Genomic DNA, 23,320 nt, shown 5'->3' with positions numbered 1-23,320 from the left:
CCCGCAAAGGATAGGGGATGGCTTTTCGAGCTCTGGTGGCGGGGTGACCGTTGCAGCTATTGCAGTTGGCACAGTAGCCCCGCGAAAACGCGTCCATCAGCGGTCGCCAACTCGGGCAATCCGGCGCAACCTACAGAGCCATTTCAGATCAACCGCCGCGAGCCCGCCGCTATGTTGAAAAAGGCGACATAAACGGCGCTACAGGCGCATAGCTATCGCGCCTCACATACAAAGACCGGGTGAAAATCGGAAAAATACTCAAATAAATTCTTTCGCCGAACAGGTAATAATAGAAAACATCAGAAGCGATGCAATCCATGAAGATTTGCCGCAGCCAGACGTTTACTTATTAATATCCGAAGCGCAGGATAGAAAAACTTTCTGCGTACAAAATCTTTGGTGAAGCTCATCTTCAACAAAAATCTGCGCCGAGATTTACGCTGAAATAGATTTGATCCACCTGATCGAATTCTTGAACGAGCCAAAGCCTCTGCTGCGGGTTCCTTTGAGGCATTTTCGTCATCGCAGCGTGCTGCCCGCACCGTCCGGCGGCCGTCGCAAGCAGAGTGAAAATTGGAGCTCGCCATGCGAAGCCTACTTCCCGCCCGTTTCCATGACTACGATTTCACCCCCATCTTCGTGGGTGCCGGGTTTACTCTCGCGATCGCCGTCATCGCCTACGGCTCCTTGTTTGGTCGCATCCTCTAGCGAGGCGCACCAACAGCAGGCCTGTTTATGCGATCTGCGTCTGCAGCCACACCTTGAACAGCAAGGCACGCCGCGTTTCTGGCTTCAACGCCGCTTGGACAACGCCATGATCGGAACCATCGGATGTCAAGCCCATGGGCGCGGCCAGCCACGCCTATCGCTCTCACGCCCGATGTGCCGGCTTTGATCAAATCCGTTTGTGGCACTGAACAAAAGCCGGGGAGACCGATAGACAGGGCTGCTAGCATCCAGACGGTCATCAATAGCGGTACTGCCGGTTTCACGGTCGGCACTGCTGCACTTGCGGTGCCTTTCCGACACCCGGTCGGAGCTGACACAGCAATTGCTGGAGATCCAGATGATGACGGGTCTAGCGCGATCCGAATGCGGTATCAGATGACGCAGCATTGTTCGACAAACCCAGGCCGTCGAGTGCGGCAAGCGTTGCCTTGACCACGTCGACCGTGGGCTGATCGACATCGACGACGACCGTGAGCGGCTCGCCGATCGGCTCTTCAAGCGTCGCCAACTGCGTGTCGAGCAGTGACGCCGGCATGAAATGCCCCTCGCGGTGTTGCATTCGGCCGGCGAGAACGTCGCGGCTGCCATGGAGATAGACGAAGACCAGATCTCCCCCTGCATTCTCGCGCAACAGATCGCGATAGCTCCGCTTCAACGCCGAGCACGAAACGACGAGCGGGTCGGCGCTCGAGGAAAGCTGCTTTCCGATCTCACGGAGCCAGGGCCATCTGTCCTCATCGGTGAGCGGGATGCCGGCTGACATCTTGGCGATATTGGCTTGCGGGTGCAAAGCATCGCCTTCGATGAAGCGATAGCCAAAGCCCCGTGCCACCGCCTCGCCGACAGAAGTCTTGCCGCTGCCGGAAACGCCCATGACGACAATCGAGCAACGGAACCTCGGCGCATGACTACGGGATGACATATCGGGGCTCGCCATGGATCGCTCGTCTCTCCGGTGCCTAATCGCGACGTCGCTGATAGCGCTGCACCAGCAACGACACAAGCCCGGCTGCTGTCAACTGGCGGCCCGCGGGCGAGCGAGATCGTTGACGCCCTCATCATCAGGTGCCTGGCCATAACTCATCCGGCGCATCTGGGCGATCACCCGCTGCATCTCGTCGTCGGGCAGAACCGGCGGCTCGCCGAGCGTGAGGGCCTGGACATACATGCGCGAGAGGGTCTCGATTTCGATCGCCATCCACAATGCCGATTCCAGCGTCTTGCCGAGCGAGATCTGACCATGCTGACCGAGCAGGCAGGCGGTGCGGTCCTTGAGCGCCACCAGCGCGTTGTTGGACAGCGCCTGGGTCCCGAACGTCGCATATTCGGCGCAGCGGATCGTCGTGCCACCGGCAATGCCGGTCATATAGTGGAAGCTGGGGATGGTTTTGTGGTGGCAAGCAAGCGTGGTGGCATAGATAGAGTGGCAATGAAGAACCACGTTGATATCCGTGCGCTCGCGCAGGATATCGCGATGGAAACGCCATTCGGATGACGGTCGAAGGCCTGTGTAGTTGCCCTTAAAATCCATCTCGACCAGATCTTCCGGCTGCATCGTCTCATAGGCGAGCGACGAGGGCGTGACCAGGAAACCATCGCCGATGCGCACCGACAGGTTGCCGGCCGTCCCCTGGTTGATGCCGCTCGAATTCATCCGGCGGCAGATATCCACCATCTCGCGGCGAAGGGAGAGTACATCGGGCTGGTTCATCAGTCGTTCCTTTCGAAGTGTCAGTGGAAAACGGGTTCGGCTGGCTGACGCGCCCTCGCACGCCACTCAGTCGCGTAGTCGGAGATCGCAGCCGTGAGTGATGCGACATCGCTGGCCTCGGCCAGCGAAAGCGGCGCTGGCCGCCTGCGGGAATGTTGGCCGGCAAGCAGGGCCGCGCCGGATGCAACGCCGTAGGCATCGAGATTGAACCGGACCTGTCGGTCCGGCAGCAGTGCGGCGACAAGGCGGGCATAAAGCGGGTCGCCCAGGAAGCTGCCGTCGAGAACGACCAGAGATCCCGCCCCCAGGGCCTCGATGCATTCGGCGGTCAAGAGCGCACAATAGACGAGCGCCACCGCCTTCCGCTCCATGGCAGTCTCCGGCTTCGGCCCTGATATACGTCCCTGCCCGGCGCTGCCCGGAAACAAGCCGTTGTCGTCGCCGAAGGAAGGCAGCGCCATCGTTCTGCCGGCGATCAATCGCCGGACGATCTGTTCGGGCACAGGGTCGCTTGGTTGCCCGGGGCCGGCCACCAGCGAAAATTCTCGCCCGCCCATGGTCAGCACGCCACCGAGCGGATTGCCGAAGACGTCGCTGTTCAAGGTCATGCCCCTGTTTTCTTCGAGCTTGTCGATCGAGGTCTGACCGGAGAAACCGACAATCCAGGTGCCGGTGGAAATGACGGTGAACTCGTGCAGTCCGGCGGCATGATAGCGGTAGTGGTTGAGGCTGCTGTCATGCGCACCGACCAGGATACGAAGCCCCTGCGGCAAGCCGTGACGCCGCGCCAAATCTGCGCGCACCGGCCCGAGATCCTGCCAGGCGTCGGCGAAGGGCGGCATCAGCCGGCCCCAGCCACGCGCCGCGACGATCGGTGCGAAATGCCGCTCCGCCACGTTCCAGAGATGCGACTGCGCGCCAAGCAGGCTCGCCTCCGAGGTCGCCACGCCCGAAAGCCGCCATGCCCAGTATTGCGGCAGACCGAGATACCAGCGCGCCCGCGAGAAGGCTTCCGGTTCGCACTCCTGCATCCAGTAGAGCTGCCGGGCCTGATGGGTTGCCGCATGCATCGTCGCGCTGCCGCGGTCGAAGAACGATCCGGACAGCGGGACATAACCGGCTTTGATCGCCTCCGGCAGCGGCTGTTCATAGTCGATCATCGGCAGGGTGGCGCCCTCGCCGATCTCGGGATCGTCACCAACAAGGACGCCTCCGGAACCGTGTCCGGAGGCAACGAAGGCCGAAAGTGGGTGACGCCGGCAGAGTTGTCCGATGCCGGAAAAGACCCACTCGCTAATGGCGCCGAGATCGTGATGGCGCCAGGGTGGTCCGGGCAGCACCGGGTTGGGGATGCTGAGCGTCTCAAGCACGACACCATCTGCCGTGACGGCATTGAGCTTGACGTTGGTCTTGCCGACGTCGAGCACCGCGATCGTGCCCTGCTCGTTGCGTGATGGTGTTGGCATGATGTCCGCACCTCCCGTCACATGCCCGGCCGCCAAGGATCGGATCGCCGCCCAATTTGAGCGTTTCCGGTTTAAACGAGGCCCGGAAACGCTCTAGATCAGCCCGTATTGCTTGGCCTTGTTGCGCAGGAACGGCAAGCCGTTGCCCATCACCTCTTCCTCGTCCCTGGCGACGGGGCGCCAGACGGCGAGGCCATAGGCGACTTCCGGCGGCATGTTGATGAAGCTCTCCATGGCAAGGCCACCCTTGAAGCCGATCGCCGCAAGCGTCGCAAAGATCTCGTCCCAGGCGCAATTGCCATAGCCCGGCGTGCCGCGATCGCTTTCGGATAGGTGGATGTATTTGATGTGCTCGCGCGCATCGAGAATGCCGGTGCCGATGCCCTTTTCCTCGATGTTCATGTGGTAGGTGTCGAGATGCACGAAGACATTGTCGGCGCCGACGCGCTTGATCATGTCGACGGCCTGCCTGCCGGTGTTGATCAGGTGGTTTTCGTAGCGGTTCACGGCCTCGACGCCGAGTTCGATGCCGCGCGATTTGGCGTGTTTTGCCGCCGCCGTCAGCACGCGGGCGATATTGTCGTATTCGGCTTCGGTCGGCGGTACGCCGGTACGCTCGCCGATGCCGCCATAGATGACGCCGGACAGCGCCTCGCCGCCGAGATCGGCCGTCTTGTCGATCGCGATCTTCAGGTGCTCGATCGCCGCATCTGGCCTGACGGAAGCCCAGGCGCGTTCAGGAAGACCGAGCGAGCAGACCGCGCGCAGCTTGTTCTTCTCCAGCAGCGCCTTGGTGTGGGCGGTGTCGACGGCCGGCGGATTGAGCATCGGGATCTCGATGAAATCCACCTTGTACTTGACCGCAGCTGCGACCGCACGCTCGGCACCGGGCCGGTCCCAATTCATGGTCCACATGCTCGTATGGACGCCAAAACCCTGCATGATCACGTTCCTTTTCTGACAAATGAAATCTTGAACTTGGAGGCGGCGAAGCGCAGCACCATGACGCCGACGAGCAGCAATCCCCAGACCGCCGTGGCGAGGTGCTGATTGGCGCCGATGAGATTAAGACCGGACGACAGCAGCTGCAGCACGACGAGCGCCACGAACACCGGAATGACCCGGCCGAAGCCGCCGAACGGATTGACGCCGCCGAGGAAACAGGCGAGCACGGTGATCAACAGATAGGATTCGCCATGGCCGATGCGCACCGAGTTGAACCGCGCCAGCATGATGATGCCGGCAATCGCACACATGGCGCCCGAGAGCGTGTAGACAAGCACGATCACCTTGCGGGTGTTGATACCGGAATAGCGCGTTGCCTCAAGGTTTGAGCCGATCATGTAGGTGTTGAAGCCGAGCCTGGTTCGGGTCAGCAGCACATGCCAGGCGAGCACGCAGACGATGAAGACGATCAACGGGACCGGTACGCCAGCGATCGAACCATGGCCGAGCGGCCCGATGAATGGGGGAAAACCCGAAACGTCTCCACCGCGCGTCAGAAATTCGCCGAGACCGCGCAGGAAGATCATCATCGACAACGAGACGAGGATCGGGTGTGCGCGGGTAAAGGCGATGACCAGGCCCATCACGACGCCGCTTGCGGCCCCGACTGTGACAGCGAGCACACAGCCGAGCGCAAAGGCACCGGCACCGGCATCCGCGCCACCGTTTGCCTGCAGCACCCAGGCAAGCGTCAGCCCGGCAATGTTGGCGGTGAAGGTTACGGCAAGGTTGAGGCCACCGGTCAGGATCGGCAGCAGCATCGCCAGGGTCAGCAACCCAAGTTCGGGCAGCTGGAACGCCACCGAGCCAAAGGTCGCGGCACTCAGAAACTGAGGCGACGCCAGGCCGAACACCAGGATGACGGCAACCAGCGCCAAGCCTGGGCCTGCCATCTCTGGTCCGATCCATGCCTTCAGGCGATCCGAAAACCTTGTCATCGGCGTGCACCTTTCTGGCTGGCGAAGGGCAGGAGCCGTTCGATGCTGGTGTTGGAAAGGGTGATGGCGATCAGGATGATGGCGCCGACGATCATCTTGAACGCAAAGGGGGAAACGCCCATCAGGTTCAGCCCGTTCTGGGTGATCGCGATCAAGAGCACACCGAGCACGCAGCCAAGCACCGAGCCCTTGCCGCCGCCGAGCCTTGCACCGCCGAGAACGACGGCAGCGAGGACATCGAGTTCGCGTCCGTAGAGCGCGTTCGGCACCACTTCCTGCGTATAGTGTGCCTGCACCAGCCCGCCGATGCCGGCCATCAGACCGAGCCAGCCGAAGGCGATGAACTGCATGGCACCGATGTTGATGCCGAAGCGGCGCGCGCCTTCCGGATTATCACCGAAGGCATAGAGCTGGCGACCGGTGGTCGTGCGCGTGATCAGCACCCAAGTGGCGATGACGCACAGCACCATTACCAGCACCGGAAGGGTGATCTCGATCCAACTGCCGTCGGCCATTTCATGCTCGAAGAGCACGACGCGATCCGTCAGCCATTCCGGCAGGTCGTAGATCGAAACGCCCTTGGTGAAGAACATCAGCAGGCCGAAGTAGATATTGAAGGTCGAGATCGTCGCGACGATCGAAATGATGCGGAAACGGTGGATCAGCAGCGCATTGATGGCGCCAAGGCATATGCCGATCGATCCGGCGATGATCAGGCCGGAGATCCAGCCGCCGCCGCCGATCCAGCCAAGCGCGATCGCCGTACCGTACTGCACCACCGAGGCGGCAACAGCGAAGGAGATGTCGATGCCGCCGGCGATGAGCACGACCAGCAGGCCGACGGCAAAGATGATGTTGACCGAACTGGTGTTCAGGAGATCGAAGGCGTTGCCGAGCGAGAAGAAATTGGCCGTCGCCAACGACAGCACCGTGCAGATGACGGCGATGACGGCGAGCAGCGCGACTTCCGTCGCGTGGGTGCGGGCGAAACTATGCATAGACCGCCCCCTCGATTTCGGCGAGCGGAACGCTGCGGGGATCATAGCTGCCGACGATGCGACCCTGCGCCATGTGCAGGACGCGGTCCGCGTTGAAATAGACCTCCGGAACCTCGTCGGAGATCAGAATGATCGCGAGCCCCGTCTCTGCGAGCTTGGCGACGATGTCGAAGATGCCGGCGCGTGCGCCGACGTCGACGCCGACGGTGGGCGCGTCGAGGATGAGCAGCTTCGGATCGGTCGCCAGCCATTTGGCGATGGCGATACGCTGCTGATTGCCGCCTGACAGCGTCGAGATCGCGTCGCCTTGCAGGCCGATCTTGACGCCGAGATCGGCAATCCAGCCGGCGACGAGCTTGCGCTTGCGCTCATCCGAAAGAAAGCCGCCCGAAACGATCTTGCCGAGCGAGCTGATGACGAGATTGTCGGCGATCGACTGCGGCTGGATGAGGCCGAGCGACAGCCGGTCTTCGGAGAGATAGGCGACGCCCGCCTTGATGGCATCGCGATTGGAGGCGAAACGGACCGGCTTGCCCTCGAGCGTAATCGTGCCGACCACCGGTTGCAGCATGCCGAAGAGCGTCTGCGCGAGTTCGGTTCGACCGGCGCCGAGAAGACCGGTAATCCCCAGCGTCTCACCGCGCCTGACGGTCAGCGATATGTCATCAAACTGGCCGGGGCGGCTCAGGCCCTTTACCTCCAGCACGACGGGCTGATCCTGCCCGGATTTGGCGCGAACCTGCTGGTCGAAGGTCTTGCCGGTCATCAGTTCGGTGATGCGCGATTGCGTCATGCCGGCGGCGGGATAGACGCCGACCAGCGCACCGTCGCGCAGCACGGTGATGCGGCTTGAAATTTCCAGCACTTCCGCAAGGCGGTGGCTGACGAAGACGACGGCGACGCCGGAGGCCGAAAGGCCACGAACGATGTCGAGCAGATGATCGGTCTCCGACTGGGTCAGCGATGCGGTCGGTTCATCCATGAAGACGAGCTTCGCTTCGCCGACGAGCGCGCGGGCAATCGCCACGATCTGGCGCTGGGCAATCGCATATTCCTTGAGCGGCAGGTCGACGTCGAGCGTGATGCCGAGGCGCTCAAGCGCATCCGTCGCGATCTTGCGCATGCGGCCATAATCGACCAGCTTCGGCCAGCGGCCGAGAACGGTCTGGAAGGCGATGTTTTCAGCGACGCTCATTTCGGGGAAAAGCGCCAGGTCCTGCCAGATGACCTGAATGCCGCGATCCTGAGCGGTCACCGGCGACATGTGCGAATAGGTCTCGCCGTCATATTCGATCGAGGCGCCTTCGGCCGGGCGGTAGACGCCGGTAATGATCTTGATCAGGGTGCTCTTGCCGCAACCGTTTTCGCCCGCGAGGCAATGGACCTCGCCCGGACGAACGTCGAAGCTCACATTTTTGAGCGCTTTGACGCCACCGAAAGTCATGTTGATGTCGTGCAGGGACAGAAGCGGCATTTCGCTGCCTCCCGCGGTCGCAAGCTGATGCATGAACGTGTGCCCCGAATACCGTTTTGAAGGGACGTGCCAGGCCGGCCGAAGCCGGCCCAGCAGCCGGGAGAACCCACTGCATGTTTCCTTAAATCGCTGCTGATCTAGGGATAAAACATGCAACAATTCATAGCGTTACAGCGGTCTTTGCGCGTCCAATAGGACGTGCGACGCTGTAGCGGGTCAGAGACCCATGGCCGCAAGGTCCGCGACTGTATCCTTGTTGATCGGCACGAGCTGATCGACGATGATGTTGTGGTTCTCGAAGTCCGGCTTGACCTTGCCGAGACCTTCGATCTCGTCGCCGTCCTTGACTTCCTCACCCTTCATCAGCTTGTCGGCGAGCGTCACGAACACTTCGCCCGCCTGCTTCGGATTCCACATGAAGCCGCCGGAGATCGCGTCCGACTTCACCAGCTTCTGCCCCTGGCCCGGCGAGAACGGGCCGAGCACGAAGATCTCGCCGACCTTGCGGCGCTCTTCCACGGCGCGGCCTGCCCCGATCGGTCCCTGGCTGCCGAAGGCAAGAAAGCCCTTGAGGTCCGGATGGGCGGAAATCAGGTCGAGCGCGGTCGAGCGGCTCTTGTCGACGTCTTCGGCAACGCCGTAGCGTTCGCCGACCAGCGTCATATCCGGGTGGTTCTTCTTGATGTAGGCAATCGCTGCATCGGCCCAGGCATTGTGCAGCGGCACGGTCAGCGAGCCGACGAAGACGGCATATTCGCCCTTGCCGCCCATCTTCTCGGCGAGCAGCTTGCCATGCGCTTCGCCGAAGCCGGTCGAGGACGCCAGCTCGAAATCCCAGTCGGCGCCCTTCTGGCTCGGCGATTCATGCGTAATGACGATGATGCCCTTTTCCTTCGCCTTGGTCAGAACCGGCTCCAGAACCTTGGCATCGTTGGGCACGACGCCGATGACCTTCACGCCCTGGGCGATCAGATCCTCGATGGCGCGTACCTGCAGCGCCGGGTCGGCGCTCGTCGGGCCGACCATGAAGGCGTCGATGCCGAGCTTTTGGCCACGTTCCTTGATACCGGCCTCCATGGCGTTGAACCACGGAATACCGCCAATCTTGACCACGACGCCGACCTTTCCGGCGTCCTGAGCGAATGCGGCAGCCGCACCGGCAAGCGACAGCGATGTCGCCAGGGCGGCGACCAGAATTTTCTTGATCATGTCTCTCCTCCACTCGCCCCCATAGGGGACACGCCCGGCTGCAAAAGCGCCGGCCTCCAGTTTCAAATCGCAACTGGCTGGGAACGAATTCCCGCCTCCCTGATCGCCGCCTCCTCAGACGACACCATCGCATGCACAATCGATATTTCTTGTTTGCACAATCGATGGTGCAAAGACTATTGTGCAGACTTAATCTTTCGTCAAGGGGAAATCGGCACTAAGACGATGAGGGAGGCACGTGGATGACGAAGAGCAGCAAGAAGAAGGCGACGATCTACGACTTGTCGGTGCTATCAGGCAGTTCGCCTTCAACCGTGAGTGCGGTTCTGAATGGAACCTGGCAGAAGCGGCGGATCAAGGAGAGCACGGCGGCGCTGATCCGCGACCTGGCCGAAACCCACCAATACACCGCCAACCGCCAGGCACGCGGCCTGCGCAGTTCGCGCTCGGGCCTCATCGGCCTGCTGCTGCCCGTCCATGACAACCGTTACTTCTCTTCGATGGCGCAGACCTTCGAAGCGCATGTCAGAAGCAAGGGACAATGCCCGATCGTCGTCAGCGCCAGTCGCGACCCGGAAGAAGAGCGCCGGACTGCAGAGACGCTGATCTCCTACTCGATCGACGAGCTATTCATCTGCGGAGCGACAGACCCGGACGGCGTGCACGAAGTCTGCGAGACCGTGGGCCTGAAGCATATCAATATCGACCTACCCGGCACCAAGGTTCCGTCCGTCATCAGCGACAACTACGAAGGCGGCCGGATGCTGACCGAGGCGATCATCCGCCATTTCCCGGCGGATCAGCCACTGCGGCCGGATGAGCTCTACCTCTTCGGTGGCCGCGACGACCACGCCAGCCGTGAGCGCATCCGTGGCTTCCGCGCCGTCAAACGCGAGCTGTTGGGAGAGGATCCGGACGGCTGCATCCAGCCGACAGGCTACGCTCCCAACAATGCCAGGCTCGCCTTCGAAGCCTTCTACGAAAAACACGGCAAGCTGCCGCGCGCCCTGTTCGTCAACTCCTCGATCAACTTCGAGGGCCTGTTGCGTTTCATGGCCGGTCATCCGCACGAGAACTTCGCCGACCTCACCGTCGGCTGCTATGACTACGACCCCTTCGCGTCCTTCCTGCCCTTCCCGGTCATCATGATCCGGCAGGACGTCGAAGGCATGATCGCCAAGGCGTTCGAGGTCATCGAAGAAGGGCGGCCCCAGCCACGCATTCACCTGATCAGCCCCGAGCTGGTCCAACCGCGCACGGCGCTCACTGGCCCGCTCGATGCCCTCAAGGACATCGACTGAGCTACGATCTCCGTTGATTTTTCGGCTGCGCAATATTTCCACCGATGATTTTTCTGTACATCTATTCTATTTCCATGTATTCATTGGATATGGACGAAATAGACAGAAAAATCATTGGAATTCTCGCGCAGGACGCCCGCCGGTCTTTGACCGACATTGGTGCTGCGGTCGAGCTTTCGCCCTCCTCGGTCAACGAACGTATCCGCCGGCTCGTCACTAGCGGGGTGATCCGCCGCTTCACCATCGACGCCGACCATAGCGCGCTCGGGCTCGACGTGCTCGCCTATGTCTGGGTCGGACTATCCCCCGATGCGGATGAAGCCGCGTTTCGCACCTTCATGGCCGATCACCCTTGCGTGGCGGAGTGCCATCACGTCACCGGCGCCTGGTCCTATTGCGTCAAGGTACGCATGCCATCGCTCGGCGATATCGAGCCCTTCCTGGCAGAGCTCAAGCACCGCCGCTTCCTGGCTCGTAGCGAGACGGTGATTGCCTTGTCGACTGTAAGGGAAACCCAGTTCACCAGCCCGGAGCGCTGATCCATGTCTGCATTGCTGTTTGGAAAAGGCCTGTTGCTCGGCCTGGCCATTGCTGCCCCGCTCGGCCCGATCGGTGTGCTATGCATCAACCGCACGCTCGAGCGCGGCTTCTGGGCCGGTGTCGCCGGCGGCTTGGGCACGGCGCTTGCTGACGCCAGCTATGCGCTGCTAGCGGCCGCCGGCTTTGCTGCCTTTGCGACCCTGCTCGCCACGGTATCGACACCGCTCAGCCTGCTCGGCGGCGCCTTCATGATTTGGCTTGGCTGGCGTGGGCTTCAACCGAGCCCGGTCACAGCCGCGGCCCAGGTCGGTGCGCGCGACCTCATCCAGACAACCGCGGCGACCTTCGCGCTGACGATCGCCAATCCGCTGACGATCCTGTCCTTTGCCGCGTTCTTCGCCGTCCTCGGCCTGGCGAAAGCCGGTGGGCTTGCGAACGCCGCCATCGTCGTTGCCGGCGTATTCCTCGGTTCACTCGCCTGGTGGATGCTTTTGAGCGGCGGGATCGCCCTTGCCCGGCAACGCCTGCCCGACCGTTTTGTCAGCTGGGTCTCACGCCTTTCGGGTATCGTCCTGATTGCCTTCGGTGCGATAGCCATCGGATCGGTCGTTGTGAACCTCGCCTCAGATTAAGAGCTACGCCAACAGCTGTCGGCGGCTATCCGGCTGTCGGCTTAACGCATTCGACATGCCACCATTTCGGTCGTCCGCCGCGGTAGCTATGCGAGACCGGGATCAGATCAATGGCACCGGTCTTGTCGAAACAGCCGAGCACCAATGCCACGACGGGTGCGTCATCGAGCGCACCGATCGTGCTCCCGCACGTGGCGCAGAAGGCGCGACTGGAATAGTCCGAGGAGCGATAGGTCGAGGGCGCACCGCCCGGCCCGATCCAGGCAACAGCTTCCGTTGGGAATTCAACCCAGGCGACGGTCAGTGCACCCGAATGCCGCTGGCACAGTTTGCAGGAGCACGTGTGCGGCTTTCCAGCCGGCCCCTGCGCCTCAAAACGGATCGCCCCGCAAAGGCATCCACCAGTATGTGGTTTCATCCTCTTGGTCACGGCTCTTGTCACTCTTTACCCTCAGTTGCAGTTTCGATTCGCACAACATAGCGTGCAGCACGCAACTTGGCGTAGCGCTGTATTGACACACTCCGTCAGAGGTCCAGGAAAAGAGCAGTCATGCGCCGGCGGTCAGTAGAACCACGCGCCGATGTCGCGAAACGCACGTTTGCTCTGGTCGCGCCTGTTTCCGCCTTGCGCGGCCTGGCCCTCGCCGGTCGGAAGACTGAAGCCGAACGGATCAGACGGCTCGCCTCCCCTGTCGCGCCAATAGGCATCGAGATCGGCCATCATCATCCGGCGGCGTTTGCGCCGCCTGCGATTGATCACATGCCTTTCGTTGGAGACGGCATAGACGTGCGGAGCGTTGCCCTCGGAGGCGAGCCCCTGAAGCGTCAGCAAAACGGCGTCCTTGGGCCGCAAACCACCAAGATCGCGGGTCGCGGTAATCAACGCACGTTTCGCATCGCCTCCGCGCGGCCCCTGCATACCGCCGATCGCCAGGCTATAGGCGCCTTCACCGCAGCGCACGAAGGCAAAACTGACGGTACACAGCGCATAGCGATCGCTTTGCCGGCTGAGCCTGATCGCAAAGGCGCCCTCATGGCGGCCGCCGCAGTGGTCGGCCAGCAGCAACTGGATGCGATAGTTTTCGTCGCGCCCGCCAACGGTGCCCATTTCCATCGGTGTGCCGCGCCAAAGCGCCATCAGCGAGCGGCGGGACAGGACTTCGCTCGCCACATCGAAGTGGTCCATCAACAGTTCAAGACGCCGCCGCGAGGACGCGCCATGCAGCAGAAAGGTCGGGACCGACTTGCGGATGAGATCGTCATGCGGAAGCCCCAATTTGTAGCGATCGCCGAACGCGCCGAGAAAGGCGAGCCAGCGCGTCGTCAGCACCGGCTGAAGCAAAAGGCGCATCGAGAACACGGCCGCTCGCTTCAACGTGAGCCGCCCGCCGAGTTTGAGGACCTGCCACAGGATCTGCCGGCCCGAGCGACCGCGCTCCGGCATATTGGCGGCAGCGACAAAGCCCACCGATGGCGGCAGGGCCTCTACTGTGTCACCGCCATCTAAGGGGAGCGATGGCAAACCCGATCGAGCGCTGTATTCCTGCAAACGACCTTCCAGGGACATGATGCAATTCCTTGAAAGCAAATGCTTGTCCAAGCATCGCCGGGATATCCGGCGCCGCTGGGTTTGCCTTCTGTTTGTCAAGGGAATGCGGAGATGTGATCGGGAATTGAGCGCCGTTTGTGGCGCATCCATCTCCGCGTGCAAATCGCCGCTCGGCTTTCGCCGAACGCTGCACAGGACCTGACCCGGCCCTATTCAAGGTCATTCTGATAGTGATCAGGCGGCGCTTTCGCGCGGCAGCATTATGGTGATCATCGCTCCGCCGCCGGGGCGCGCTGCGAACTCCAGCCGGCCGCCGTGGGCCTTGGCAATCGCCTGCACGACGGAGAGGCCAAGGCCTGTTCCGCCGGTTGCTCGCGATCGTGACGCATCGCCGCGCCAGAACAGGTCGATCGAATGGGTCGACACGTCGTCCGGGAGCCCTGGCCCGCGATCGAGCACGCGGATGAAGGCTTCATCGGCTCCACGCGCACCGGTTTCGCAGCGAAGCACGCCACCGGAGGCCGCATAGCGGCAGGCATTTTCGACGAGCGCGAGCAGGGCCTGGCGCAGGCGCTGGGAATCGCCCGACACGACCGCTGGTTCGAGCGCTGCCTCAAGCGAGAGGCCTGCGGATGCCAGAATGGTGCGGGAGGCGCCGAGCACCTGTGTCGCCTCGGCAGAAAGATCGACGGCGCTGAGCTGGGTGACCAGCTTCTGGCCCGCCGCCAGCGAGAGTGTGCGCAGATCCTCGACCAGGGCGGACAACCCTTCCACCTGCACGAGGAGCTGCCGCACACGCTCCTGTTCCAGCGGAAAGACCCCGTCGGCCATGCCCTGCAGATTGCCCTGCAATATCGTCAGCGGTGTGCGCAGTTCGTGGGCGACGGCCATCGTGTTGAAGCGCAGACGGCTTTCCATGCTTTCAAGTTCCGCCGCAAGTTCATCGAAAGTCCTGATCAACGTCGCCACTTCCTTCGCCCCCTTCCGCACGGATCCAACACGGACTGCGAAATCGCCCGCGCGCAGATCCTCGGTTGCCTGCGCGAGCAATTCCAATGGGCGGCTGATTTTGCGGGCAAGCCAATAGCCGATCAGGCTGCAGGTTGCCGCAGCGATGACACCGAACGTGATGATCGACAGGTCGATCTCGTTGTTGCCCCATTCCTCAATCTGCGGGATGTTGGTGACGAGCGACCGAAGGTGCTCCTCCTGAGGCATGCGGCCGGCATTGAGGTCGGTATATGCCTGGGCCGCGCCAGACGGCATCCGCTTGAGCATCCGCTCCTCAAGGTCCGACTCGACCCACATGACCCCGAAATAGACGATACAAACACTGACCACGAGCAGGACCGCCTGAAGCATGGCGGTGAGAACGCTGAGCGGCAGCCGCGACATTCTGATTTTCATCTCGGCTCCACGAACCGGTAGCCGACGCCGCGAACCGCGGTGAAGAATCCGCAGGCTCCGAGATCCTCAAGCTTGCGCCGAAGGTTGGCGACGTGGGTATCGACGGTGCGCGCCAGCGCGTCACTATCCGGAAGGCAGGCGTCGAGTATGTCGGCCCGATCAAAGGCGTGCGTCGGGCGGCGGATCATGTGGGCCAGGATACGGAACTCGCTGAGCGTCAGCGGCAGGGACCGGCGCTTGCCGCTGTCGTCGATAAAGGCGGCATGGGCGTCGAGGTCGACCTCGACGTTTTCGAAGCGCAATATCGTGGCGCCGGCGCCGTTTCGCGTCCGCCGCAGCACCGCATTGACGCGAGCCACGACCTCCTGCGGATTGAACGGCTTGACGACATAGTCGTCGGCGCCGAGCCTAAGGCCAGCCAGTCGATCGAGATCCTCGGCAAGGGCCGTCACCATGATCGTTGGAGTGTTGCTCTCGCGACGGATGCGCGCCAGCACTTCGAAACCGTCGAGCCGCGGGATGCGCACGTCGAGAAGAATGAGATCGGGCGAAAGCACGGAATGGTGGGTAAGCGCGGTTTCACCATCCGCGGCACGCACAGTCCTGAAGCCATCGCGCACGAGATAGGCATCGAGGATCTGCGCGATCTCCGGTTCGTCCTCGACCAAAAGGATGAGCCCCTTGTCGACCATCTGCAAATTCCTCGCGCATGTGTTGTGGTCTCGAACTTATGGGACGAAAAAATCCGGCATGCAATTCATCCGAGCAGTGCTCGACAGCATCACAGAGCGTTCCGCATCAAGCGTTCTTCGTTTCTCCGCCATTTCTTGACAAATCGAACAGAGTGTCCCCGCCGACGCCCCCGGACCATAGCTGTCGAGCACGGTGCATGTGCCGGTAACGCTAACTTGCGGCCCCATCCAACACGACCGATCGAAACTGCACACGCCTGGCTCGCTCATCCGGATCGGGCCGAATGGCGGACCGCCACCTCTTCTCGCATGGCCGGACGCGGGCCAACCATTAAAAACCACAAGGAAACTTTCATGCCTCTTGAAACGAACCATCTTACGTCGGCCGACATTGCCAGGATTCTGCAATGCATCCCGCATCGCTATCCATTCCTGCTCGTCGACAGGCTCGTCTCGATCCGTGGCGAAGAAAGCTGCGTAGGGATCAAGAATGTTTCGATCAACGAGCCGCAGTTTCAAGGGCATTTCCCCGGCAATCCGGTCTTTCCCGGAGCGCTCATCATCGAGGGCATGGCGCAGACGGCAGGCGTCATGTGTGCCGCCTCCAAGCTGGCGCAAGGGTTGACGCCCAAAATCATCTACATGCTGACGGTGGACAAGGCACGGTTCCGCAAGCCCGTCCGCCCTGGCGACGCCATCGCTTATCACATGACCAAGCTCGCCTATCGCCGCAATATCTGGCGTTACCGCGGCGAGGCCCTGGTCGACGGCGCGCTCGTTGCCGAGGCCGAGATTTCGGCATACCTGGAGACCGAAGGGAAGCAACCCGTGGCGGCGGCTTGAGCTTGCCATGACAGCCACGCGTGGCGATTCGATGGGTCGTCCGTTTCTTATCGATGCTTGCGTTAACCGCTTAGCAGTCACTTTGGCGCTCGCGGTGGCGCAGCCTTGCCCAGCGCCGCGTGGGGAGGAATGCCTGCCCCAGCGGCCCTAAGCACCACTTCGAATGGTTGATTTTCCGTGCGCTCCGAGCCTTCTCGAGTTCCCCGCCCTTCCTTGACAGACAACCGCAACTCTCCCGCTCGCACCTCCTCAGATTTTTTCATCGCGAGCATTCGGAATGTCCAGCTTCCTGCGATCCACCATCACACCTGCCGCCGGCCGCCGGTGGCAGGCTGCCAATCCCCAGACATGGCTTGCGCGATGCTACGCCTACGTCCAGGAACAGCCGGTCCAGGCAGCCGCATCGGCAACGATCTTCGTAGGCTTCATTTTCATGGCGTTTCCCGGCATCGATCTTGCCGTGTCTCGCTGGGCGGCGGCCGGTGACGCGGATTTTCCGCTATCGCGAGAACACGCGCTGCGTTTGCTGCGCGATTTCAACCGTCTGATCCCGATTTTGATCCTGCCTGCCGTAGCAGTCACGCTAGCCGTGCAGATGCGCGCGCCGCGCGCCTGGCTGCCACGCCCGCACAAAATGTTGTTTTTCCTGACCTTCTATGCGGCCGGCCCGGGCCTTGCCATCCAGCTTCTGAAAAGACTGGTCGGTCGCGCCCGCCCCTCCGAAATCATCGAGTTCGGCGGAACCCTGCCGTTTACGCCCGCCTGGCAGGTGTCCGGCGCCTGTTCGCGCAGTTGTTCGTTTGCCTCCGGCGAGGCGGCGACAGCAATTGCGTTGATTGCATTGGTGGTCTTTCTACCAACACGATGGCGCTTGACGACGATAATCGCCTTGATCCCCGTCGTGCTCGCCTTCTCGCTCAATCGCATCGCCTTCGGCGCCCATTTTCTCTCGGATGTTGTGCTCGCCTGGTTGCTGATGCTCTGGATCATGCTGTGGCTATGGTCGGCCTTTGCAGCCCACGGCACGCGCATCGATGCCGCTCTGACACGCGGCCGACGCCATCTCGAAACATGAGATCGGCGGCAGCCTCGCTGCCGGTCGGTTTCTGCTTACTCAGGCGCTGCGCACGGACCGGCGCCAGACGAAGGGGGCGTTGAGCCGCAGCGACTGCGATTGCCCGACATCATCACTCATCAGCCACGCGACCGCCGCTGCCGCGATCTCCTCGATCGGCTGGGCAAATGTCGTCAGGTCATAGGAGTTCCAGGCCGCCTGCGGAATGTCGTCGAAGCCGACGACGCAGAGATCGTCGGGGATCGACAGCGAAAACTGATGTCGGGCCGCGTCCATGAAGCCGAGAGCCACGAGATCGGTGACGCAGAAGACCGCATCCGGGCGCTCGCGGCGGGTCATCAGTCGCTGAGCGAGAACCTTGCCGCTTTCGTAACCCGTCGGGCCGAAGCGCTCGACGGTCACATCGAGCCCCTGCTCCCGCGCGGCGGCAACGAAGCCCACTTCGCGCGCCATGAGGCTTGGCGTTCCCGCCTCCGAATTGGCAAAGGCGAGACGGCGACAGCCAGCCCGCAGGAACGCCGTCACAACGCTCTGCGCCGTGTCGTCCTCGTCGAGGTTTATCCGGAGCGGTCCCTGATGCTCGTCGTTTCGATTGATCAGAACCAACCGCTGGCCATTCCTGACACAGAGGTCGACGAGCGACTTGTCCGGCATGCCGGACAGCACGATCGAGGCATCGGCCCGGTACCGGATCGCCTGCCGCAACGCCATATCGACACGTTCGTCGGAGCGGTCGGTGTTGACGAGCATCGCGATCTTGCCGGCGTTCTGCAGTTGCTGCGTCAGCGCCTTGATCAGCGCAGAACGATAAGGCGTGCCCATATCGGAAACGACGAGGCAGACGATGCCGCTTTCGTTGCGCATCAGTCCGCGGGCCAGATGATTGACGTGATAGCCGAGCACCTCGGCCGCTTCCATAACCTTGCGGCGTGTCTCCGGCGCAATGCTTGCACCCGCTGTAAACGCGCGTGAAACGGCGGACCGGGAAACGCCGGCCTTCCTTGCTACTTCCTCGGCACTGACGAATATCTTGTCGCTCATCGGGAACCAATCTTGCACGGCCTTGCAAACTTCTTGCAACAAATCGCAGACCTGTGCAAGCTCGATCAAACCCAACAGATTAAACTTTCCGCTTTTGTTTGGACTCGGATTGACAACATTCCAATCCATGTGACACCTTGCACGCGCTTGCATTACTGCGGTGTGGAGGCATCGCATCATTGGGAGGAAGTTATGAAAGCTGTATCCATTTCGGTTGCGCTCGCCGCAACCGGCCTAGCATTCGCGGCGTCTGAGGCGCAGGCGGCAGGCAGTCTTAATCTAATCTGCTCGGCGGACGTCGTCATTTGCGAGCAGATGACCGCCGATTTCGAGAAGGAAAGCGGGATCAAGGTCAACATGGTTCGCCTGTCTTCCGGCGAGACCTATGCCAAGGTTCGTGCCGAGGCACGCAACCCCAAGACCGATATCTGGTGGGCAGGCACCGGCGACCCGCATCTGCAGGCCGCATCCGACGGGCTGACGCTCGAATACAAGTCGCCAATGCTCGATCAGCTCCAGGATTGGGCAAAGAAGCAGGCCGAAGGCTCCGGCTATCGCACCGTCGGCGTCTATGCCGGCGCGCTCGGCTGGGGATACAACACCGAGATCTTCCAGAAGAAGGGCTTCAAGGAGCCGAAATGCTGGGCCGACCTGCTGGACGCGTCGCTGAAGGGCGAGATCCAGATGGCAAACCCCAACTCGTCGGGCACCGCCTATACGGCGCTTGCATCGCTGGTGCAGATCATGGGCGAAGACGAGGCGTTCGATTACCTGAAGAAGCTCAACGCCAACGTCGCGCAATACACCAAGTCCGGCTCGGCGCCGGTCAAGTCGGCCGCCCGCGGCGAAGCCGGCCTCGGCATCGTCTTCATGCATGATGCCGTCGCCCAGGCAGCCGAAGGCTTCCCGATCAAGGCGATCGCCCCTTGCGAAGGCACCGGCTACGAGATCGGTTCGATGTCGATCATCCGCGGCGCCAAGAACCTTGACAATGCCAAGGCGTGGTACGACTGGGCGCTGAAGGCAGACGTTCAGTCGCGCATGAAGGATGCCAAGTCCTTCCAGCTGCCGTCCAACAAGAGTGCGGAAGTGCCGAAGGAAGCACCCAAGTTCGAGGACATCAAGCTGATCGACTACGACTTCGCCACCTACGGCGATTCCGAAAAGCGCAAGGCGCTGCTTGAGCGCTGGGACCGCGACGTCGGCGCCAGCGCCAACTGACGCCATTCGGTTTACGATCGGCCGGATCGAACGATCCGGTCGATCACATCTCGAAAGACCGCAGGCGTTTCCGGCGGCCGAAAGCCGGCCCTGCAACAAATCGACATTCCAATATTGAAGAGACGCGAGGACCGTGATGGAACATCGCAACCGTAGGCTCGACCTCACACTCGGGCTCGGGCTGGCCGCATTCTTGGCTGTGCCCTGGTACCGCATCGAGGGAGGCTTCTTCGGGCTTGGCTGGCTTTCCGGCTTCCCCTCCGATGCTGCCGTGGCACCCGGCCTTGCGCAAATCTTTGCCCACGGGCGTTCATGGCTCGTCGTCGCGCTCGTCCTGCTCGGCATCTGCGCAGTTGCCCGGTTCGTCCGCGATCCGGCCCGCCGCGGCCTGGTGTTGGCGGTAGCCGGCGCGCTCGGCCTTCTCTTCATCGCTGCCCAGGGTCTGGCGATCGGCTTTACCGGTTGGACCTGGACGATCAGCGAAACCCTGTTCGGCCCGCTTGCCGACGGACAGCCCTCGATGGGCGCCGGCGCCGTTCTCGCCTCCCTCGCCTTCATCCTCATCTTCGCATTTGGGCTGGCGGAGCGCGGCGTCATGAAGGGCGATGCCTTCATCGTCGCCTCCATCGCGCTGCTCGTCTGCCTCGTCGTCGTCTTCGTCTTCTATCCCGTCGGCAGCATGTTTGCGGCTTCAGTCCAGGACTTCGACGGTTCGTTCAAACCTGACGGTTTCCTGCGCAACATCCAGGACGGCTCGATCTGGAGCCTTGGCTGCGTCACCGGGGGCGAGCGCTGCGGCGTCGCCTGGCGCACGCTGTGGCTGGCGCTGATGACCGCTTCCGGCTCGACGTTGCTCGGCCTTGCCTTCGCGCTCGTCGCAACCCGCACCCGCTTCCCTTTCAAGAAGGGCATGCGCATGCTGACGGTGCTGCCGATCATCACGCCGCCCTTCGTCATCGGCCTGGCGCTGACCCTGCTCTTCGGTCGCGCCGGCGTCATTACCGAGTTCCTGTCCGATGCTTTTGGCATCGAGCCGGGGCGCTGGCTCTATGGCCTCACCGGCATCTGGATCGCGCAGGTGCTGTCCTTCACCCCGATCTCGTTCCTGGTACTGATCGGCGTCGTCGAGGGCGTCAGCCCTTCGATGGAAGAGGCATCGCAGACGTTGCGGGCCGACCGCTGGCGGACATTCTGGAACGTCTCGCTTCCGCTGATGAAGCCGGGCCTCGCCAACGCCTTCCTGATCGGCTTTATCGAGAGCATGGCCGATTTCGGTAATCCGCTCGTGCTTGGCGGCAGCCATGGTGTGCTTTCGACGGAAATCTTCTTTGCCGTCGTCGGCGCGCAGAACGACCCGTCACGCGCCGCCGTGCTCGCGATCATCCTCTTGTGCTTCACTTTGTCGGCGTTCCTCGCCCAGCGCTATTGGCTGGCGGGCAAGAACTATTCCACCGTCACCGGCAAGGGCGATTCCGGCTCGCATATCGCTCTGCCCCGCTCGCTGTCGATCGGCGTCCACGCCGTGGTGATCCCGTGGATGATCTTCACGGTCGTGGTCTATGGCATGATCCTGTTTGGCGGCTTCGTGAAAACCTGGGGTCTCGATAACTCGCTGACGTTTGAGCACTATATCAAGGCCTTCTCGTTCTCGGTCACCGACGGCGTCATCGCCTGGACCGGCGTCGCCTGGAATTCATTCTGGACGACGATGGAAATCGCGCTGATCTCAGCGCCACTGACGGCCCTCGTCGGGCTGTTGACCGCCTACCTGATCGTCCGGCAGCGATTTGCCGGGCGGGATGTGTTCGAATTCGCCTTGATGTTGAGCTTTGCCATTCCCGGCACGGTCATCGGCATCAGCTACATCATCGCCTTCAACCTGCCGCCACTCGAAATGACCGGCACGGCACTGATCCTCGTTGCCTGCTTCGTCTTCCGCAACATGCCGGTGGGCGTACGCGGCGGCATCGCGGCGATGAGCCAGCTCGACAAAAGCCTGGACGAGGCATCGCTGACGCTCCGGGCAACCAGCTTCCGCACGCTGCGCAAGGTCATCCTGCCGCTCTTGCGTCCGGCGATCGTCGCCGCCCTCGTCTACTCCTTCGTCCGGGCGATCACGTCGATCAGCGCCGTCGTCTTCCTCGTCAGCGCCGAATACAACATGGCGACGTCCTATATCGTCGGCCTCGTCGAAAACGGCGAGTTCGGCGTGGCGATCGCCTATTCGTCGGCCCTCATCGTGGTGATGATCACTGTCATCACCGGCCTGCAACTGCTTGTCGGCGAGCGCAAGCTTCGGCGGGAGAACCGCGTCTTCGGCGCGGCTCCGGCCCGCGCTGCCACCAAGACCCTTTCCCAGGAGAACCCCGCATGAGCACCCCACGCACCGGCTCGGTCGTCTTCCAGAACGTGCGCAAGCAGTTCGGCGCCTTCACCGCCATCCACGATCTGTCGCTGACCATCGAACCCGGCACTCTCGTCACCCTGCTGGGGCCATCCGGCTGCGGCAAGACCACCACGCTGCGCATGCTCGCCGGCCTGGAGCATCCATCCGCCGGCCGGATCCTGATTGGCGGCAAGGACGTCACCATGCTACCGGCCAACGAGCGCGATGTGTCGATGGTGTTCCAGTCCTACGCGCTGTTCCCGCATATGACCTCGCTCGACAACGTCGCCTACGGCCTGGAATCCTCGGGCATGAAAAAGAAGGAGGCACGCGATCGGGCCGAGGAAGGCCTGAAGCTCGTCGGCCTCGGCGGCCTTGGCCAGCGGCTGCCGGCCGAATTGTCCGGTGGGCAGCAGCAGCGCGTCGCCGTCGCCCGCGCGCTGGTGCTCGAGCCGCAGGTGCTGCTGCTCGACGAACCGCTTTCCAACCTTGACGCGCGGCTGCGCCGGCGCGTCCGCACCGAAATCCGCGAGCTGCAACAACGGCTCGGCTTTACCGCCGTCTACGTCACGCACGACCAGGACGAGGCGCTTGCCGTCTCCGATAGGATCATCGTCATGAAGGATGGCGAGATCGCCCAGGAGGGGGCGCCGCGCGAACTCTACGAGGCGCCGGCATCGGCCTTCATCGCCGACTTCATGGGCGAGGCCAATGTGCTGCCTTGCGAGATCACCGCATCCGACGCCGGCCTTGCCACCATCCGTGTCGGCGGCCTCGAACACAGGCTGCCATCGCGCGATGCTCGGCCCGGCCCATCGAAGCTTGCCGTGCGCCCCAATGCCGTGACGCTGACGCCGGCGACTGGTGCAGCACTGCCCGGTACGATCAGTACCGCCGCCTATCTCGGCGGCCACATCGAGTATGAAGTTGAAACACAGAATGGATTGCTATTCGTGGTTGATTATGCGATCGAGGAGATGTTATCTCCCTCGACCGAAGTCGCCATCGGCTTCCGCAACCGCGGCCTTGCTTTGATTACTGCATAACTCCTTAAACCCGGGAACATTATGCAGCAAATTTAGAGCGTTACAGCATCTTTTGCG

The 23,320-nt window shown here is 62.2% G+C and carries 22 protein-coding genes; 9 read left to right on the top strand and 13 right to left on the bottom strand.

What is annotated here, in order from left to right; translation table 11 throughout:
• Positions 1–585: 585 nt before the first annotated feature.
• Complete coding sequence (locus C6558_RS41400) at positions 586–708, top strand: hypothetical protein (protein WP_025428452.1); 123 nt, start codon at positions 586–588, stop codon at positions 706–708.
• A gap of 370 nt (positions 709–1,078) precedes the next feature.
• On the opposite strand, the gene C6558_RS09760 is transcribed toward C6558_RS41400, so the two are convergent.
• The 8 genes from C6558_RS09760 to C6558_RS09725 all read right to left on the bottom strand — a co-directional run bounded on the left by C6558_RS09760 (position 1,079) and on the right by C6558_RS09725 (position 9,530).
• Positions 1,079–1,651, bottom strand: coding sequence for a gluconokinase (locus tag C6558_RS09760; protein ID WP_162254190.1), 573 nt, complete (start codon positions 1,649–1,651; stop codon positions 1,079–1,081).
• A gap of 93 nt (positions 1,652–1,744) precedes the next feature.
• Positions 1,745–2,440, bottom strand: a complete 696-nt coding sequence (locus tag C6558_RS09755; protein WP_057208924.1) for a class II aldolase/adducin family protein — start codon at positions 2,438–2,440, stop codon at positions 1,745–1,747.
• Between the two features lie 20 nt (positions 2,441–2,460).
• On the bottom strand, positions 2,461–3,906 hold the full coding sequence (locus C6558_RS09750) for an FGGY-family carbohydrate kinase (RefSeq protein WP_057226875.1): 1,446 nt from the start codon (positions 3,904–3,906) through the stop codon (positions 2,461–2,463).
• A gap of 93 nt (positions 3,907–3,999) precedes the next feature.
• Entirely contained in the window at positions 4,000–4,848 is an 849-nt protein-coding gene (locus tag C6558_RS09745) for a sugar phosphate isomerase/epimerase (RefSeq protein WP_025428448.1), read from the bottom strand.
• A gap of 2 nt (positions 4,849–4,850) precedes the next feature.
• Positions 4,851–5,849: an ABC transporter permease gene (locus tag C6558_RS09740; protein WP_025428447.1), complete on the bottom strand. Its 999-nt coding sequence runs from the start codon at positions 5,847–5,849 to the stop codon at positions 4,851–4,853.
• Positions 5,846–6,847: an ABC transporter permease gene (locus C6558_RS09735; RefSeq protein WP_107027176.1), complete on the bottom strand. Its 1,002-nt coding sequence runs from the start codon at positions 6,845–6,847 to the stop codon at positions 5,846–5,848. Before C6558_RS09735 ends, C6558_RS09740 begins: the two co-directional genes overlap by 4 nt.
• Entirely contained in the window at positions 6,840–8,354 is a 1,515-nt protein-coding gene (locus C6558_RS09730; protein WP_025428445.1) for a sugar ABC transporter ATP-binding protein, read from the bottom strand. Before C6558_RS09730 ends, C6558_RS09735 begins: the two co-directional genes overlap by 8 nt.
• Before the next feature lie 183 nt (positions 8,355–8,537).
• The gene (locus tag C6558_RS09725; RefSeq protein WP_025428444.1) at positions 8,538–9,530 is read right to left on the bottom strand and encodes an autoinducer 2 ABC transporter substrate-binding protein; all 993 of its coding nucleotides are present in this window, start codon (positions 9,528–9,530) and stop codon (positions 8,538–8,540) included.
• Between the two features lie 242 nt (positions 9,531–9,772).
• On the opposite strand from C6558_RS09725, the gene C6558_RS09720 reads away from it, so the two are divergent.
• From C6558_RS09720 to C6558_RS09710, 3 genes are all read left to right on the top strand, one after another.
• Positions 9,773–10,831: a LacI family DNA-binding transcriptional regulator gene (locus tag C6558_RS09720; protein ID WP_057208922.1), complete on the top strand. Its 1,059-nt coding sequence runs from the start codon at positions 9,773–9,775 to the stop codon at positions 10,829–10,831.
• 89 nt (positions 10,832–10,920) lie between these two features.
• Positions 10,921–11,370, top strand: coding sequence for an Lrp/AsnC family transcriptional regulator (locus C6558_RS09715; protein ID WP_025428442.1), 450 nt, complete (start codon positions 10,921–10,923; stop codon positions 11,368–11,370).
• Positions 11,371–11,373: 3 nt separating this feature from the next.
• A complete protein-coding gene (locus C6558_RS09710; RefSeq protein WP_025428441.1) occupies positions 11,374–12,003 on the top strand; it encodes a LysE family translocator in 630 nt (209 codons plus the stop codon).
• A 25-nt stretch (positions 12,004–12,028) separates the two neighbouring features.
• On the opposite strand, the gene C6558_RS09705 is transcribed toward C6558_RS09710, so the two are convergent.
• From C6558_RS09705 to C6558_RS09690, 4 genes are all read right to left on the bottom strand, one after another.
• The gene (locus C6558_RS09705) at positions 12,029–12,421 is read right to left on the bottom strand and encodes a GFA family protein (protein WP_025428440.1); all 393 of its coding nucleotides are present in this window, start codon (positions 12,419–12,421) and stop codon (positions 12,029–12,031) included.
• Between the two features lie 144 nt (positions 12,422–12,565).
• On the bottom strand, positions 12,566–13,570 hold the full coding sequence (locus tag C6558_RS09700; protein WP_234908102.1) for a DUF535 family protein: 1,005 nt from the start codon (positions 13,568–13,570) through the stop codon (positions 12,566–12,568).
• Positions 13,571–13,786: 216 nt separating this feature from the next.
• Entirely contained in the window at positions 13,787–14,959 is a 1,173-nt protein-coding gene (locus C6558_RS09695) for an ATP-binding protein (RefSeq protein ID WP_171521349.1), read from the bottom strand.
• Positions 14,956–15,651, bottom strand: coding sequence for a response regulator (locus C6558_RS09690; protein WP_025428437.1), 696 nt, complete (start codon positions 15,649–15,651; stop codon positions 14,956–14,958). Before C6558_RS09690 ends, C6558_RS09695 begins: the two co-directional genes overlap by 4 nt.
• Before the next feature lie 354 nt (positions 15,652–16,005).
• Between C6558_RS09690 and fabZ the strand changes: the two genes are divergently transcribed.
• Positions 16,006–16,494, top strand: coding sequence for a 3-hydroxyacyl-ACP dehydratase FabZ (gene fabZ / locus C6558_RS09685; RefSeq protein WP_025428436.1), 489 nt, complete (start codon positions 16,006–16,008; stop codon positions 16,492–16,494).
• Positions 16,495–16,771: 277 nt separating this feature from the next.
• Positions 16,772–17,569 carry a phosphatase PAP2 family protein gene (locus C6558_RS09680; protein WP_057208920.1) on the top strand — a complete coding sequence of 266 codons (798 nt, stop codon included), beginning with the start codon at positions 16,772–16,774 and terminating at the stop codon, positions 17,567–17,569.
• Positions 17,570–17,608: 39 nt separating this feature from the next.
• Here C6558_RS09680 and C6558_RS09675 read toward each other — a convergent pair whose 3' ends face one another.
• Positions 17,609–18,610: a substrate-binding domain-containing protein gene (locus C6558_RS09675; protein ID WP_025428434.1), complete on the bottom strand. Its 1,002-nt coding sequence runs from the start codon at positions 18,608–18,610 to the stop codon at positions 17,609–17,611.
• Positions 18,611–18,802: 192 nt separating this feature from the next.
• On the opposite strand from C6558_RS09675, the gene C6558_RS09670 reads away from it, so the two are divergent.
• From C6558_RS09670 to C6558_RS09660, 3 genes are all read left to right on the top strand, one after another.
• Positions 18,803–19,831 carry an ABC transporter substrate-binding protein gene (locus C6558_RS09670; RefSeq protein WP_025428433.1) on the top strand — a complete coding sequence of 343 codons (1,029 nt, stop codon included), beginning with the start codon at positions 18,803–18,805 and terminating at the stop codon, positions 19,829–19,831.
• A 136-nt stretch (positions 19,832–19,967) separates the two neighbouring features.
• A complete protein-coding gene (locus tag C6558_RS09665; RefSeq protein ID WP_057208918.1) occupies positions 19,968–22,205 on the top strand; it encodes an iron ABC transporter permease in 2,238 nt (745 codons plus the stop codon).
• Positions 22,202–23,263, top strand: coding sequence for an ABC transporter ATP-binding protein (locus C6558_RS09660; RefSeq protein ID WP_107027175.1), 1,062 nt, complete (start codon positions 22,202–22,204; stop codon positions 23,261–23,263). Before C6558_RS09665 ends, C6558_RS09660 begins: the two co-directional genes overlap by 4 nt.
• Positions 23,264–23,320 lie beyond the last annotated feature (57 nt).

The organism is Ensifer sp. NM-2 (genome assembly GCF_003024455.1).
GTDB lineage: Bacteria > Pseudomonadota > Alphaproteobacteria > Rhizobiales > Rhizobiaceae > Ensifer > Ensifer canadensis.
This window is presented reverse-complemented; position numbering and strand designations above follow the sequence as displayed.

Excerpts from the sequence above, each read along its gene's own strand:
- C6558_RS09705 (WP_025428440.1), bottom strand. The coding sequence starts at position 12,421 with ATGAAACCACATACTGGTGGATGCCTTTGCGGGGCGATCCGTTTTGAG.
- C6558_RS09735 (WP_107027176.1), bottom strand. The coding sequence starts at position 6,847 with ATGCATAGTTTCGCCCGCACCCACGCGACGGAAGTCGCGCTGCTCGCC.
- C6558_RS09700 (WP_234908102.1), bottom strand. The coding sequence starts at position 13,570 with ATGTCCCTGGAAGGTCGTTTGCAGGAATACAGCGCTCGATCGGGTTTG.
- C6558_RS09715 (WP_025428442.1), top strand. The coding sequence starts at position 10,921 with ATGGACGAAATAGACAGAAAAATCATTGGAATTCTCGCGCAGGACGCC.
- C6558_RS09745 (WP_025428448.1), bottom strand. The coding sequence starts at position 4,848 with ATGCAGGGTTTTGGCGTCCATACGAGCATGTGGACCATGAATTGGGAC.
- C6558_RS09695 (WP_171521349.1), bottom strand. The coding sequence starts at position 14,959 with ATGAAAATCAGAATGTCGCGGCTGCCGCTCAGCGTTCTCACCGCCATG.
- C6558_RS09665 (WP_057208918.1), top strand. The coding sequence starts at position 19,968 with ATGGAACATCGCAACCGTAGGCTCGACCTCACACTCGGGCTCGGGCTG.
- C6558_RS41400 (WP_025428452.1), top strand. The coding sequence starts at position 586 with ATGCGAAGCCTACTTCCCGCCCGTTTCCATGACTACGATTTCACCCCC.
- C6558_RS09760 (WP_162254190.1), bottom strand. The coding sequence starts at position 1,651 with ATGTCATCCCGTAGTCATGCGCCGAGGTTCCGTTGCTCGATTGTCGTC.
- C6558_RS09725 (WP_025428444.1), bottom strand. The coding sequence starts at position 9,530 with ATGATCAAGAAAATTCTGGTCGCCGCCCTGGCGACATCGCTGTCGCTT.
- C6558_RS09670 (WP_025428433.1), top strand. The coding sequence starts at position 18,803 with ATGAAAGCTGTATCCATTTCGGTTGCGCTCGCCGCAACCGGCCTAGCA.
- C6558_RS09675 (WP_025428434.1), bottom strand. The coding sequence starts at position 18,610 with ATGAGCGACAAGATATTCGTCAGTGCCGAGGAAGTAGCAAGGAAGGCC.
- C6558_RS09720 (WP_057208922.1), top strand. The coding sequence starts at position 9,773 with ATGACGAAGAGCAGCAAGAAGAAGGCGACGATCTACGACTTGTCGGTG.
- C6558_RS09690 (WP_025428437.1), bottom strand. The coding sequence starts at position 15,651 with ATGGTCGACAAGGGGCTCATCCTTTTGGTCGAGGACGAACCGGAGATC.
- C6558_RS09750 (WP_057226875.1), bottom strand. The coding sequence starts at position 3,906 with ATGCCAACACCATCACGCAACGAGCAGGGCACGATCGCGGTGCTCGAC.
- C6558_RS09660 (WP_107027175.1), top strand. The coding sequence starts at position 22,202 with ATGAGCACCCCACGCACCGGCTCGGTCGTCTTCCAGAACGTGCGCAAG.
- C6558_RS09710 (WP_025428441.1), top strand. The coding sequence starts at position 11,374 with ATGTCTGCATTGCTGTTTGGAAAAGGCCTGTTGCTCGGCCTGGCCATT.
- C6558_RS09680 (WP_057208920.1), top strand. The coding sequence starts at position 16,772 with ATGTCCAGCTTCCTGCGATCCACCATCACACCTGCCGCCGGCCGCCGG.
- C6558_RS09730 (WP_025428445.1), bottom strand. The coding sequence starts at position 8,354 with ATGCATCAGCTTGCGACCGCGGGAGGCAGCGAAATGCCGCTTCTGTCC.
- C6558_RS09755 (WP_057208924.1), bottom strand. The coding sequence starts at position 2,440 with ATGAACCAGCCCGATGTACTCTCCCTTCGCCGCGAGATGGTGGATATC.
- fabZ (WP_025428436.1), top strand. The coding sequence starts at position 16,006 with ATGCCTCTTGAAACGAACCATCTTACGTCGGCCGACATTGCCAGGATT.
- C6558_RS09740 (WP_025428447.1), bottom strand. The coding sequence starts at position 5,849 with ATGACAAGGTTTTCGGATCGCCTGAAGGCATGGATCGGACCAGAGATG.